This is a genomic window from Marinobacter maroccanus (assembly GCF_002933275.1).
Lineage (GTDB): Bacteria > Pseudomonadota > Gammaproteobacteria > Pseudomonadales > Oleiphilaceae > Marinobacter > Marinobacter maroccanus.
Genome location: NZ_PSSX01000016.1, coordinates 57,680 through 71,131 on the forward strand (window position 1 = coordinate 57,680; position 13,452 = coordinate 71,131).

Here is a 13,452-nt window from a genome sequence, read left to right on the forward strand (position 1 = left end):
GGAAACCATTGATGACCGTTTATTTCGTCCAGGCCTTTATCTACCTGGTGGCAGCAGTGATCGCCGTGCCCCTGGCAAAACGTCTTGGTCTGGGGTCGGTCCTCGGCTACCTGGTGGCGGGCGTGGTGATCGGTCCGGTTACAGGGCTGGTGGGGCAGGAAGCCAACACTATCCAGCATTTTGCCGAGTTCGGCGTGGTAATGATGCTTTTCCTGGTTGGTATGGAGTTGGACCCCAAAGCACTCTGGGCCATGCGTGTCCGCCTGGTTGGCCTTGGCGGGCTTCAGGTGGTGCTGACAGCAGCAGCCGGCATGGCGGTGGCCGCCTGGCTCGGGCTCCAGTGGCAGACGTCACTTGCCGTCGGTTTGATCTTTGCGTTGTCTTCCACTGCGATTGTCCTGCAGACCCTCAACGAAAAGGGGTTGGTCAAAACCGAAGGTGGTCGCAGTGCCTTCTCGGTGCTGCTGTTCCAGGATATTGCGGTCATTCCCATGCTCGCACTGATTCCGTTGCTGGCGTTGCCGGAGCTAATGGCTGTCGGCAGCACTTCAGATGACCATGGCAGCCACTTGAGCCTGGTGGACAGTCTTCCTGGCTGGGCCCATGGGCTGGTTGTGGTGGCAGCCATCGCTGCTGTGGTTGTCGGTGGTCATTACCTGAGTCGGCCCCTGTTCCGTTATGTGGTGCAGTCGGGGTTGCGTGAAGTTTTTACGGCCACTGCGCTGATGCTTGTGATCGGGATCGCCGCGCTGATGAGCCTGGTGAACCTGTCGCCGGCGCTTGGGGCGTTCCTGGCCGGCGTGGTGCTGGCCAACAGTGAATTCCGCCATGAGCTGGAAGCGAATATCGAACCATTCAAGGGACTTCTGCTGGGGCTGTTCTTCATCACCGTGGGCGCAGGCATCAATTTTGACGTGCTGTCAGAGCAATGGGGTACGGTCGTGTCCCTTGCGGTGTCGGTTATTGCCGTGAAGGCGGCGATTCTCCTCGGTCTGGCCCTGCTTTTCAGGGTTCATGGCAGCAACGGCTGGTTGTTTACCCTGAGCCTGGCCCAGGCTGGTGAATTTGGCTTTGTACTACTGACTTACAGTGTCCAGAACAGTGTGATTGCGGTGGAAACCTCCCAGGTCCTCTCACTGGTGGTGGCGCTGTCGATGTTCCTGACGCCGTTGCTGTTTATCGTTTACGAACGGATCGTGTTGCCTCGTTATCGTCGTTCACAAAACGACGAGCGGCAAGCGGATACCATCGACGAACAGGCGCCGGTTATCGTTGCCGGTGTTGGTCGTTTCGGCCAGATTGTCTGCCGGCTGTTGCGGGCCAATAATGTTCCTATTGTTGCATTGGACCACGAGATCGAGCAGATCGAGAACCTCCGGCAGATCAATATCAAGAGCTTCTTCGGGAATGCGACTCGGCCCGATTTGCTGGAAACTGCGGGCATCGAACAGGCCCGGCTGCTGGTAGTGGCCATTGACGATCGTGACCGTTCGGTCCAGATGGTGGAGCACGTAAAGCAGTTCTTCCCAGGTGTCTGGGTGCTGGCCCGCGCTTTCGACAGAGGCCACGGATACCGGTTGCGGGAGGCAGGGGCCGATGATGTGGTGAGTGAAACCTATCATTCGGCACTTGAACTTGGCGGCCATGCACTGACCGCCATGGGGGTGCATCCAATGCGTGCCCGTCAGATGACCTGGGCTTTCCTGGACAATGAGAAAGCCCACGAGGATGAGCTGTTCGAAGCCTGGAAAGAAATCGAGGAAGGTATCCGGTTCAGTCCCCGCTACGGTGAACTCTTCATGAAACTCGAAGAAGCGCTTAACAGCGCCATGCATCGGGACTGGGAAGAGCCGAAGCAGGAGGATGTTCCCATATGGCGGCCGCCGGACCGCTGACAGTGCGGTAACGCTGGGCTAAATTATTGCCTATGCGGTTGTAGAGGTCAGTATGGTGTTCAGGAAAGCGCTTGTTGTTTCAGGTCTGGTTTTCGCCGGGTCCTGCGCTGCTGCCGAGTCGGGCAGGTACGATTGCATTGCCAGTAGTATTCAGCCGGAAGCCATTGATCTGGACAAACCGAGGGATCAGCTCGCCCGCCAGACTGATCTGGTGATTCCGGAGGGCGCGCGCATTGGCAGTATCCGTATTCTTCGCCGCCCCATCTTTGATACCACTGATCCGGAGCAGAACAACGCGCTCTATCGAACTTTGAACGCACTCAACACGCCTACCTGGGAATCTGCCTTGCGCTCCCAGTTGGTGTTCGAGGAAGGCGATGTTTTCGAGGCCGAGCTTATTTCCGAGTCCGAGCGGGTTCTGCGTCAGCGGGAATATTTGACCGCAGCGTGGGTGGGCGTCACCCAGGTTTGTGGGGACGAAATCGAGGTAAGTGTTCTGACGCGGGATACCTGGACGCTTTTTCCCAGCGTTGGCGTGTCGCGATCTGGAGGTGAGAATACCACTAACTTCGGGCTGTCTGATCCCAACTTTGCCGGGTCAGGCAAAAGCCTTGGCATCGGCTATGCGAAAGACCCGGACCGCACCGAAACCAGTCTGTATTTTGATGACCCGAACGTCCTGGGCTCCCACTGGCAGGCGGGCTTCTCATTTGATGAGAGAAGCGATGGACGGGGCCGGGGCGCCTACCTCGAGAGGCCTTTCTTCAGCGAGACCACAAACTGGCGCTTTGGCCTGAGCGGCATCGACGACGTACGGGAGGAATCCCGCTACGTTGGCGCGGAGGCCATTGCCGATTATCGGCGCAGTCACGAGTTCTTCAGTATCGACGGAGGCTGGCGCCTGGCGGAGAGGAAAGACCGGCAGCTGAGATTACTTGCCGGCTACCGCTACGATGCACTCGTGTTCGACCGTTTGCCCAACGAACCCAATCTCGACATCCTGCCCGACGACCGGACTCTCAGTTACCCCTGGATTGGCTTTGATTACCGCCAGAACCGCTTCCGGAAAATGACCAATCTGACGCGGCTCCAGCGAGTGGAGGATGTGCGGGATGGCTTTGTGTGGAGAACCGAGCTCGGCTACTCCGGTAGTGGGCTGGGTGCCACCGAGGACCGCATAGTGCTGAACATGGATTTCCGGGATGTACTGCATGTATCGGAGACCAACTACGCCAGCTATTCACTGAGCCAGAGTGGCACTTACCGGCTCGATGAAGATCGGGTGGAAAACCTTATTGGGACAGTGGGCGTTCAGTATTTTCATGGAGGCTCGGAGCGCTGGAACAGCTGGTACACCAACCTCGCTTTCACGGCAGCACACAATCTGACAGCCGACCAGCAATTGCTCATTGGCGGTGAGAATGGGCTGCGCGGTTACCCTAGTGAGTACCAGCAGGGTAACCGCCGTGTGTTATGGACCCTGGAGCGGCGTTATTTCCCGGACTGGCATCCGTTCAAACTGTTTCGGGTAGGCGGTGTACTGTTCACCGATGTAGGCCGTGCGTGGTTCACCGACGACCGGAACAGTGGGCCGGACGAAGGCGTGCTGAAAGATGTTGGCTTCGGCATGAGGCTGGCGTCCAGCCGTATCGAGGTGCAACGAATGCTGCACCTGGATTTTGCCTTCCCCCTGGATGGCGACGACAGTATTGATGATTTTCAGATTTTGCTGCGAGGCAGAAGCCAGTTTTGACCCAACTTGATCTTGATCAATTGGCGAATTCGTGATCACATTACTGATATGTAATCAGACCTTGATTCCGGAAAGGTAAAAAAATGAAGTTGTTGTTGGGTTTCCTGCTGTTCTCCCTCTCTTCGGCCGTTCTCGCTTCTAACTCCCTTGTCCGCATTGATTGCCAGGAAGACACAAACGGTGCGGCCGTGTATCTCGACGGTGTCTATCAATTCGAATGCGAGGATTATGCAAAACTCCCGATTCTGACAACTGCTGGGGCTCATGAGCTGCGAGTGGTTCGCCCGGCCGGTCGGGAATTTGAACAGGTATTCGAAAAACGAATTGAACTTCGTGCCGGTGTGCCTGAGCGGGTTCGTGTTTCCCTGCCAGAGAAAACCCTGACAGCGTATGGCCAGAAGCAGGAAGCGCAGCGCAAGGAAGAGGCGAGAATAGCCGCGGAAAAAGCAGAACAGCGACGTCGGGAACAGGCCCGGATTGCCGCTGAAAAAGCGGCCCAGGCGCAACTTGAGAAGGAGCTGTCGAACGCCCGCTCTGGCAATGCCGACGCCATGAGGAGAATGGCGCAGCGGTATCGCTCGGGAGATGGTGTACCTGCCAATACGCAGGCAGCTTCCGAATGGGAAGCGAAGGCGGAACGTCAGCAAAAAATTGATGATCTCGAGGCAAGCAAGATGGAATATTTTGCGATGTCCGAGTCTGCTCTTCTCGGGGTCTACGGCGATGATCCGGGTTCTTCCCAAATTATTTCGGCCCCATGGATTGTCGCGCCGACGTTCACAGCAGAACTGCTTTCGACTCCGGTAACGACCACGGACCAACAGATCAAGGACAACAGGTTGGAAACATTGCGTCGCCAAACGGCTGCGGCCCGCTGGGCGAACCCGGACTCTCTGGTCGCAAGGGCCGCGGACAAACGCTGACGCTTTTTCGCCGTGAAATTCCGCCTGCTTCTTTCTGCCCTGGCGCTTTTGGCGTTGGGAGGCTGCTCCAGCTTAAGCACGCTTGAGTTGGATCGATCTGGTGCAGCATCGATAGAACCCGACGACCGCTTTTCGGATCTGAGCAGGCTGGTGACAGGAGAACAGGGCAGTGATGCAGACTTCCTGATTGAACTATCGAAGCACCGCTCCGATCCGTCCTATAAATGTCGGCACCCGGCCTATGCCTACTATTTCTCACAAAGGCTGGGGGAGCCCCTGGACTACAGAGAGTGCCCTCCAACCGTCCCTTTTTATCTGCTGGACCGTGAAAAAGGCGGGTATCAGTTTTCCGTAGCGCCAGATCTTGTCCGCAGCATACACATAATGTTTGCCTCGCCAGGCGAGTCGGTTGCCTCCCGATTCGGTCATCTGTCTATTCGACTCATTGTCTGCCCCTCCAGGTCCTCGAGTGATGCCGAGTGCAACGAAAATATCTTCGATCATGTGGTCCTTGGCTACGTTGCCCGCATAAATGAACTTGAAATGAGTCTGATCAAAGGAGCATTCGGCGGATACGACGCCCATCTGACCGGCTTTTCTTTTATGGAAGCTTACCGAACCAATACCTTACTTGCGGACAGGAACCTGTTCTCAGTTCCCCTGAACTTACGCCCCGAAGAAACGGAACAAGTGGTGCGAGAGTTGTCGGAGATTCACTGGAGCTTCAGGGGCAACTACCGCTTTTTCACGAATAATTGTGCCACCCTCCTGCAAGACACTCTGGCAGCCCTCGTGGAACAGGCGTCAGATGAACCCACAGTAGCGGGTAATCTGAAAACGGGGTATCTGCGCCCGGACTCTTTTTTCAAAGCGCTCAGGCGCAGCGAACTGGCAGATGGCCGTGTTCTTGAGTCTCTGACAAACGCCGAACGGGAGGGATATTACTTCCCCAGCACCCGACCCTATTACGAACGGGCATTCGAACTGGTTAGCCGCACCGCAGGTTGGAATACACCTTCATCACTTGATGAATATCTTCGCACCCCGGCGAAGATGCGCCTGCTGAAAACACTGAAATCCGATTTGCTGTTGGATGTCTACTCTCATGATCAGCATGCCCGGGAAGCTCATTTGCTGCTGGAGGAAAGGGCCTTGATAGGCCTTGAGCAGGCCCGCCTTCAATCCCTGATGAGTCTTTTGGGTGATCCCGAAATTATGGCTTCGCTTCAGAACAGTTTGAATGAAATGGAACAAGATACTCATCGGCGGTGGCTTGAGCAGTGTTTCCTGCAACCGGTTCGGAAGCTTCAGGGGCGTTTGCCGGTGTCGAAGGGGATACCGGGCCCCGACTTCATGCAGCTGTTTCCAACGGTTGGGACAGACTGCGATCAGCCTGGATCTCTGGTCATTGCCAAACGGCTGGTAAACGACTGGCTGCCCGAGTGGCACGGGAGTGTCCGGGCGTTGAGAAATTTCAGTCTTGAAATCGAACAGACCCACGAAAACCTTGCCTACCTGAGGACGCTGTAATGAAGACCGTTCGCCAGCCCCCTTTTCTGCTTGCATTTGTTTTGGCTTGTTTTGTCCAGGCAGTGGCGGCCAATCAGCCAAAACCCGGCAGTGACAACATGGAAGAGATGCTGAAACAGCTTGAAATGCTGGAACAACTGGACCGGCTGGATCGTCAGGACTTCAGCGCCGCCGTCGACAAGGCCTATGAATGTGTGGACGCGCGGAACTTTTCCTGCGCCGACCGGCAGCTAAAAGAGGCAGAGCGGCTCGTTTTCGATGAATCGTCACGGCAGCGCTTGGCAGAGGCCCGAGATTATCGAACGGAGATGTACGAAATTGCCGAGGAAGAGAAAAAACGCCTGGCAATGGAGCGCCGGATTCAGGAGTGCAGTGCAAACTGTCCGATTCGCAGAGAGTACGAGGACTGTGTGGACGGGTACCAGAATCCAAGGTACTGTCGTGAGCCCGCCTCTGATCAGCCGTCCGGTTCCAACTCCAACAACACGATGATGATGCTGAACCAGACGGTACAGCAATTCAAACAGTTCACCGAAAACCAGTTGGCCCAGCAGAGACAGCAGCTTGAGATGCAACAGCGTATGTATGAAGAGCAAAGACTCCGCCAGGAGGCCATAAAACGTCAGCAGGAACAGCAGCGACGCGAGATGGAACGTAGGCGCTCTCAACAGCTCGCCGAGGCAGAACGTAGGGAAGCTGAGCTGATCGACAGGCGACAACGTGCCGAAGAAGAGCGGAGACGGCTTGAGGCACGTCGACAGGCTGAGGAAACAGCCCGCCAAAGAGCGGAAGAGCGCCGTCAGGCTGAAGAGGCCCGTAGACTGGCGCGTCAGCAGGAAATACTGGAGCGCCAGCAGGCGCGAGAGCGTGAGAGGGCAGAGCGCGAGGCTCGTCGGGCGGCTTATCTGGCAGCAATGCAGCAGGGTATAAAACTTTATGGCCGATCTTGTCCCGGACCCTCCAAGCACGTTTTCGGAACTGTCCCAAACATCAAGCCGGAAGAGGTTGGATGCCTTGATGTCTATTTCGAAGTCTATTGTCCGGGCTCCGCAAGTGTTCAGCATCGTGGTGTCATGGAAACGATGTTGAACAATGTGAACGGTTGCTACGGTGACACAAAGGAAGTGCCCGAGACCTTGCCGTGTGCAGCACGCGAGTTTCGTGTCAAGGTTACCAAGGTCACAAGTTGTTGAGACTGACGTTTACCAGGTGTCCACAAACCGCCGATTTCCACGTCCGTCAGGTTCTCCGGCGGACGTAGAATTGAGGCCCCTGATCAACCACGCCCGCGTTTCCTGCGGGTCGATCACCGCATCAATCTCCAGGTAGCTGGCCACGTTGAGTGCCTTGCCCTGCTCATAGGCCTTGGCAACCAGGGTATCGAACATCTTCTGCCTTGATTCCTCATCGGGCTGGGCGGCCAGCTCTTTGGCAAAGCCCAGGCGCACGGCGCCTTCCCAGCCCATGGGCCCGAACTCACCGCTGGGCCAGGCGGCCGTGAAGAAAGGCGTGAGCATGCTGCCCGCTGCCATGGCCTGGGCGCCAAGGCCGTACGCCTTGCGCAGAATCACGGTGAAGAAAGGCACGTTGAGCTTGGCTGCTGCCACGAACATGCGCGAAACATGGCGAATGGTGGCCTGTTTTTCGGCGTCAGGTCCCACCATGAAGCCCGGTGTGTCGCACAGTGACACGATCGGAAGGTTGTGGGCGTTGCACAGCTGCATGAAGCGGGCTGCCTTGTCCCCCGCGTTGGCATCGACCGCCCCGCCCAGGTGGGCGGGATTGTTGGCGATCAGGCCCACTGGGCGGCCTTCAATGCGCACCAGTGCCGTGATCAGCCCGGGGGCAAATTGCCGGCGGAGTTCCAGAACACTGTCCTGATCGGCCAGGGTTTCGATGACCTGGCGGATATCGTAGACCCGCATCCGGTTTTCCGGAATCAGGTGGCGGAGCCGTCGTTGATCGGCGCACTGCCAGTCTTTCACCGGGCCCTGAAAGTAAGACAGGTATTGCTTCGCCACGCGCACAGCTTCTGCTTCGTCCTTGACCAGGATATCTATCACTCCGTTGGGCCCCATGACGGAAACCGGCCCTACCTGTTCCGGGCTGAACCGCCCAAGGCCGCCGCCCTCAATCATCGCGGGCCCTGCCATGCCCAGATTGGCATCTTCGGTGGCAATGATGGTGTCGCAGCAGCCCAGCAGGGCTGCATTGCCGGCATAGCATCGGCCAGAGACAATGCCGAGCGTGGGGACCACGCCGGAGAGCCGTGCCATGCTGACAAAGGTATGACAGTCCAGGAAGGACACGCCATTGGTGTCGGTGTCGGATGGGCGACCGCCGCCGCCTTCCGCAAACAGAACCAGCGGAATGCGCCATTGCTCGGCGAGAGCCAGGATGCGGTCTGCCTTGCGGTGGTTGGCCAGCCCCTGGGTGCCGGCAAACACGGTGTAGTCGTAGGCCATGGTGGCGCAACGGCCGGCCTCTGCTCCGAATTCGGGGGCGTTCACGCTGCCGATGGCGGTAATCAGGCCATCCGCCGGGCTCATTTCAATCAGCTTATCCACCGAACGGCGGCGGCGCTGTGCCGCCAGTGCGAGGGACCCGTATTCGTTGAAGCTGTCCGGATCGAGCAGATCCTCAACGTTTTCACGAGCGGTTCGCTGCCCGGTTTTACGGCGTTTGGCGACTGCCTCCGGGCGGCGTTCATCGGTCAGAAGATCGTGGCGCTCGGAGACTTCGGCGAGATCGGCCCGGATGTACTCCAGATCAACCCTCTCTTCGGTCTGAGTGCCGCTGGCGTCCACGTCGGCGGGTTCCAGGTAGGCCAGCGCCTGCCCTTCGTTCACCGTTTTCCCTGATTCTGCGGCAACTGTGTGGACGATGCCGGATTGCGTTGCCTTGACCACGAATTCCATTTTCATGGCTTCAAGCACCGCGATCGGGTCGCCGATGGCGACTGAATCTCCCGGTGCAACATCGATACTGACAACAGTGCCTGAACCGGGCGCTTCGATGCCTATGGTGCCTGCCGGTGCGGCTGTGTCGCCCGGGCTCTCGGGGTCCTCCGCGACAAATGTGTTGCCAAAGTGCAGGTGTGGATGGCTTGTACTGGTCTCTTCCGGGATCAGGGCTGCCAGGTTGTCTTCGACAAAACGGGTAGTAACCGCCCAGGTTTCAACACTTGAGTGGCGGATCAGATTCTGGAGCAGTCCAATATTGTTGCTGACACCGTTCAGCCGGAACTCACAAAGGGCCCGATACAGCCGTCGGAGCGTCGATGGATAATCGCTACCGTGGGCAACCAGCTTGGCGAGCAGGGAGTCAAACGACGGGCTGACGGAATAGCCGGCGTAACCATAGCCATCGACTCGTAAACCGGGGCCCGACGGTGGCTCGTAGGTGCTCAGCGTGCCAGTAGCGGCGGTGGCATGACCATCGGCGTGAAGTGTTTCGCTGTTGATCCGCGCCTGAATCGCGAATCCCCGCATCGTTGGTGCAGACTCAAGGGCCAGATCCGCGAGGCTGTGCCCCGCAAGTAACTGCAGCTGGGTTTGCACAAGATCAACACCAGTGATTTCCTCGGTGATAGTGTGCTCAACCTGAATGCGGGGGTTGGCCTCCATGAAATAGAAGCGGCCCGGCTGGTCCTGGTCCACCAGAAATTCAAAGGTTCCAAGTCCGCGGTAGTTAATCGATCGGGCCAGCTTCAGGGCGCAGTCGATCATGGCATCCCGGATCGAGGCGTCCAATGAAGGACTCGGCGCAATCTCGATCAGCTTCTGGTTGCGCCGCTGGATGCTGCAGTCGCGCTCCCAGAGGTGGCTGACGGCCCCGGTACCGTCGCCAATTACCTGGATTTCAATGTGTCTCGCACGCCTGATCAGTTGTTCAATGTATAGCGATCCACTGCCGAAGGCTGACTGAGCCTCAGACTGGCAGCGCTGGAAAGCCTGCTCGAGCTCTGTTTCGGAATAGACCGCCCGCATGCCGCGGCCACCACCGCCTGCAATCGCCTTGAGCATAAGAGGGCCATGCTCCCTCAGGAAAGCCCTGGCTTCGCCAAGGCTCACCGTTTTGTTGATGCCCTTGATCAGAGGAACGTCGCAGCTTTCCGCCAGGGCCCGGGCAGCCGACTTGTCACCAAACCCCTCCAACACCTCTGGCGAAGGGCCGATAAAAATCAGCCCGGCCTGTTCGCATGCGTGGGCAAAACTGGCGTTTTCCGCCAGGAAACCGTAGCCAGGATGGACCGCCTCGCAGCCATGGGCCTTTGCGACGTCTATCAGTTGCGCTCCATCCAGATAGGCCTTTACGCCATGGCCCGGTAAAGCCACTGCCTCATCGGCCATACGGGTATGCAGACTGGCGTCGTCGTCTTCAGAGAATACGGCCACAGAGCGCAATCCCAGTTCGTTGCAGGCTCGGGCAATGCGGATTGCGATTTCGCCGCGATTGGCAATCAGTACGGAGCGGAAAGTCATGGTACCTGGTTCCCCGGGGTGTGATTCTTATTGTGGGTGACAGAAGTCACCATCCTAGGAACGGGGCTCCGATTAGACAAATGAATTTGTTTGAGGGGTGGTTATGAATCTGGTTGATGGTTTCAGGTTGCGGCGGTTTGCACGCTCTTCCTGTTGCTGATCCTGAGCCCAAGGATCACCAGGAACGCTCCCAGCCAGATGGTTAACGAGTAGTTTTCCCTGAACCAGATAACCCCGATCAGCAACCCGAATACGGCCGCTACTGCACCGAGCTGACTGTAGAAAACCGGGTTGGAGCGACGCTGCAGCTCAAAGGCGCAAAGGTAGGTCAGCGCGGTTAGCAGGCCCTGAAGCACGACAATGCCATGGAGGTGAAATTCTGTGCTTTCCGGAAAAATTGAGGTCCCCGTCAGACCTGCGAAAAGGCCAAGCGTGAAAGCCGACGCCAACAGTGTACCCGATGCCAGGATCATGGGTTTTACACCATCAGGCCAGGCTACTGAGCGATAGACGTTACCGATGGACAGCATGGCCGGGATAATAAGCCCCATGGCGAACCAGAGTATGTTCGGGTTGCTGATCTCTGAATGACGTTGCAGCACAATCCAGGCGCAGGCGACGACCGCAATGGATAGCCCGGTCAGTTTGATCCAGCTACGCTTTTCCAGCCCCATGCTGGTTGCGAGCAGGAACGTAAATATGGGTGGCAGGGCATACATGATCCCCGTGAAACCGGCTCCGAGTTTGGTGACCAGATAAAACCCGATGGCATTCGGGATCGCGATACCAGTCAAACCGCTGATGAGAAAATAGCGGGTCAGGCGACGTTCCAACAGAGAACGGCGTTTCTGGGCGCACAGCAGCAGAACGGCTCCTGCTATCAATGTTTGCCAGAACGCATAGGTGATGGCCGGCATACCCTGGGAGGTCGCCGCTTTTGCCAGCGCCAGCATCAGCGCGATCAGAAATCCATTGGCCAGCAGAAGTCCCCAGACTGCGGCCTGGGGCGGGAGAATTGCACGCTGCATCGAGGCTATCATCACCAAGTACTCCGGGTTGTGGAGGGATATCACCAGGAACCAGTTTGCCGCAGTTGATTCAGTTGATAATTGGGTGCATTCGAACAATACTCCTTCCAAATCAGAAATAATCAGGGGTTCTGTGGCCACCGACAAGCTGGTAGCGATGACGATCTTCAGGCGCGTTGCGGAGCTGGGCAGCTTTACCCGGGCTGCGGACGACCTTGAGATCACCGCAGCAACGGTCAGCAAGCACATTGCCTTTCTGGAGCGGGATCTGGACACGAGACTCATCAACCGAACCACCCGACGCATGAACCTCACCGATGCCGGGCTCGCCTTTCTGAGACGCACTCAGTCGCTGTTGGATGAGCTGGAAGACGCCGAGTTGGAGGCAAGAGGGTTCCAGGCGGAGCCCCGAGGGACGATAAGACTGAATGTGCCCATGTCGTTCGGTTTGACCCACATAACAGAGGCCATCGACAGTTTTCTCCGTGACTATCCTGAAATCGATATCGACCTTCAGCTCAGTGATCGAATGGTTGATCTGGTGGAGCAGGGCGTCGATATCGCCATTCGGGTTCGAAGCTCCCTGGCCGATTCGAGCCTCATGGCCAGGCCACTGAGAACGTCCAGAAATATTGTTTGCGCATCGCTCGGGTATCTGGAAGGTGCCCCGGAGATCCACGACCCGGAAGACCTGACACAGCACAACTGTCTGACGTTTTCGCTGCATGACAGACCCGGAGTCTGGGAGCTGGGCGATCGGGAGGTAAGGGTCAACGGCAACTATCGAACGGACAGCAGCCTGGCGATCCGCCAGAGTCTGTTGAGGGGAGTCGGCGTTGGTTTCCTGCCGCGGTTTCTGGTTCAGGGAGATATTGAAAAAGGCGCACTGATTCCCCTGCTGCCAGACTTCCCACCAAAACCCTACACTGTATTCGCCCTATTCCCACCCGGGCGCAAGCAACCCACCAAGGTCCGCCTGCTGCTTGATCACCTCGATCAGTATCTTGGGGAGAAACCCTACTGGGAGTAGTGCAAAGTGCACTAGGTGTTTGCGGTGACCTCCTCATTATTTCCTTCATGGAAAATATGTAGTTCTATTCTATCCGTTTTTTTAGTCACTACGGTCTCATAGAGTTGCTGCTTCAACCCGAAGGAGACAACTTTATGAACATACACGAAGCCCTGGACTGGCGTTACGCCGTCCGTGAATTTTCGCCCGAGAAGCTCGATGCCCAGACGGTGGAAACGCTGGTCGATGCGGCCCGCAAGAGCGCCTCTTCCTATGGACTACAACCCTACAAAATCCTGGTTGTGGAGAGTAAGTCGCTGCGGCAGGCTTTGCTGGCCTATTCCTTTGGCCAGCAGAAAGTGTTGGACTGCTCGCACCTGATTGTTTTTGCGGCGCAGACAGACATTGGTGATCATACTGTCGACAGGTATGTCACCCAGTTTGTGAAAACCCGAGGCGTGCCTGCAGAAGACATCTCGGGCTATGTGAGACATATGAAACAGGCCCTTGCGGCCAAATCCCGGTTGGAGAAGCAGGCCTGGGCACACCAACAGGCCTACATCGCACTGGGCACTCTTCTAACTGCAGCCGCGTCAATGCGAATCGATAGTTGCCCGATGACCGGTTTCGACCAAAAAGCCTACGATGAGGTGCTTGGATTGGCAGAACTGGGTCTGGAGAGTTCGGCTATCGTCGCTCTGGGCTATCGCAGTGCTCGTGACCGAAGTTCAGGCCTGCCGAAAGTGCGCTTTGATTATGATGATCTGGTAATCAGAATGTAGCGCCAGGTCAGTGGATTTTTCGCTCGGGCTGGTGTTCCTTCGCCATAA

Annotated in this window: 9 protein-coding genes; 7 read left to right on the forward strand and 2 right to left on the reverse strand. The window is 57.1% G+C overall.

Annotated elements, in window-relative coordinates:
• The first annotated feature begins 11 nt into the window (after positions 1-11).
• The 5 genes from KEHDKFFH_RS15655 (at position 12) to KEHDKFFH_RS15675 (ending at position 7,294) form a co-directional block, all read left to right on the forward strand.
• On the forward strand, positions 12-1,895 hold the full coding sequence (locus KEHDKFFH_RS15655) for a monovalent cation:proton antiporter-2 (CPA2) family protein (protein WP_104322776.1): 1,884 nt from the start codon (positions 12-14) through the stop codon (positions 1,893-1,895).
• A gap of 52 nt (positions 1,896-1,947) precedes the next feature.
• On the forward strand, positions 1,948-3,648 hold the full coding sequence (locus tag KEHDKFFH_RS15660; protein ID WP_104322777.1) for a BamA/TamA family outer membrane protein: 1,701 nt from the start codon (positions 1,948-1,950) through the stop codon (positions 3,646-3,648).
• Positions 3,649-3,731: 83 nt separating this feature from the next.
• Positions 3,732-4,571 carry a peptidase associated/transthyretin-like domain-containing protein gene (locus tag KEHDKFFH_RS15665; protein ID WP_104322778.1) on the forward strand — a complete coding sequence of 280 codons (840 nt, stop codon included), beginning with the start codon at positions 3,732-3,734 and terminating at the stop codon, positions 4,569-4,571.
• A 150-nt stretch (positions 4,572-4,721) separates the two neighbouring features.
• The gene (locus tag KEHDKFFH_RS15670; protein ID WP_146084223.1) at positions 4,722-6,101 is read left to right on the forward strand and encodes a lipoprotein N-acyltransferase Lnb domain-containing protein; all 1,380 of its coding nucleotides are present in this window, start codon (positions 4,722-4,724) and stop codon (positions 6,099-6,101) included.
• Positions 6,101-7,294, forward strand: coding sequence for a hypothetical protein (locus KEHDKFFH_RS15675; RefSeq protein ID WP_104322780.1), 1,194 nt, complete (start codon positions 6,101-6,103; stop codon positions 7,292-7,294). Before KEHDKFFH_RS15670 ends, KEHDKFFH_RS15675 begins: the two co-directional genes overlap by 1 nt.
• A 9-nt stretch (positions 7,295-7,303) precedes the next feature.
• Here the strand turns inward: KEHDKFFH_RS15675 and KEHDKFFH_RS15680 are convergent, their stop codons facing one another.
• Complete coding sequence (locus KEHDKFFH_RS15680) at positions 7,304-10,585, reverse strand: carboxyl transferase domain-containing protein (RefSeq protein ID WP_104322781.1); 3,282 nt, start codon at positions 10,583-10,585, stop codon at positions 7,304-7,306.
• Between the two features lie 122 nt (positions 10,586-10,707).
• Positions 10,708-11,625, reverse strand: a complete 918-nt coding sequence (locus KEHDKFFH_RS15685) for a DMT family transporter (RefSeq protein ID WP_241956531.1) — start codon at positions 11,623-11,625, stop codon at positions 10,708-10,710.
• 121 nt (positions 11,626-11,746) lie between these two features.
• Between KEHDKFFH_RS15685 and KEHDKFFH_RS15690 the strand changes: the two genes are divergently transcribed.
• Positions 11,747-12,643 (forward strand): LysR family transcriptional regulator, encoded by an 897-nt coding sequence (locus KEHDKFFH_RS15690; protein WP_104322782.1) that lies wholly within the window; start codon positions 11,747-11,749, stop codon positions 12,641-12,643.
• Between the two features lie 134 nt (positions 12,644-12,777).
• The gene (locus tag KEHDKFFH_RS15695; RefSeq protein WP_104322783.1) at positions 12,778-13,404 is read left to right on the forward strand and encodes an NAD(P)H-dependent oxidoreductase; all 627 of its coding nucleotides are present in this window, start codon (positions 12,778-12,780) and stop codon (positions 13,402-13,404) included.
• The last annotated feature ends 48 nt before the right edge of the window (positions 13,405-13,452 follow it).

Coding starts and splice junctions, on each gene's coding strand:
- KEHDKFFH_RS15655 (WP_104322776.1), top strand. CDS start 12: ATGACCGTTTATTTCGTCCAGGCCTTTATCTACCTGGTGGCAGCAGTG.
- KEHDKFFH_RS15660 (WP_104322777.1), top strand. CDS start 1,948: ATGGTGTTCAGGAAAGCGCTTGTTGTTTCAGGTCTGGTTTTCGCCGGG.
- KEHDKFFH_RS15665 (WP_104322778.1), top strand. CDS start 3,732: ATGAAGTTGTTGTTGGGTTTCCTGCTGTTCTCCCTCTCTTCGGCCGTT.
- KEHDKFFH_RS15675 (WP_104322780.1), top strand. CDS start 6,101: ATGAAGACCGTTCGCCAGCCCCCTTTTCTGCTTGCATTTGTTTTGGCT.
- KEHDKFFH_RS15680 (WP_104322781.1), bottom strand. CDS start 10,585: ATGACTTTCCGCTCCGTACTGATTGCCAATCGCGGCGAAATCGCAATC.
- KEHDKFFH_RS15685 (WP_241956531.1), bottom strand. CDS start 11,625: ATGATAGCCTCGATGCAGCGTGCAATTCTCCCGCCCCAGGCCGCAGTC.
- KEHDKFFH_RS15695 (WP_104322783.1), top strand. CDS start 12,778: ATGAACATACACGAAGCCCTGGACTGGCGTTACGCCGTCCGTGAATTT.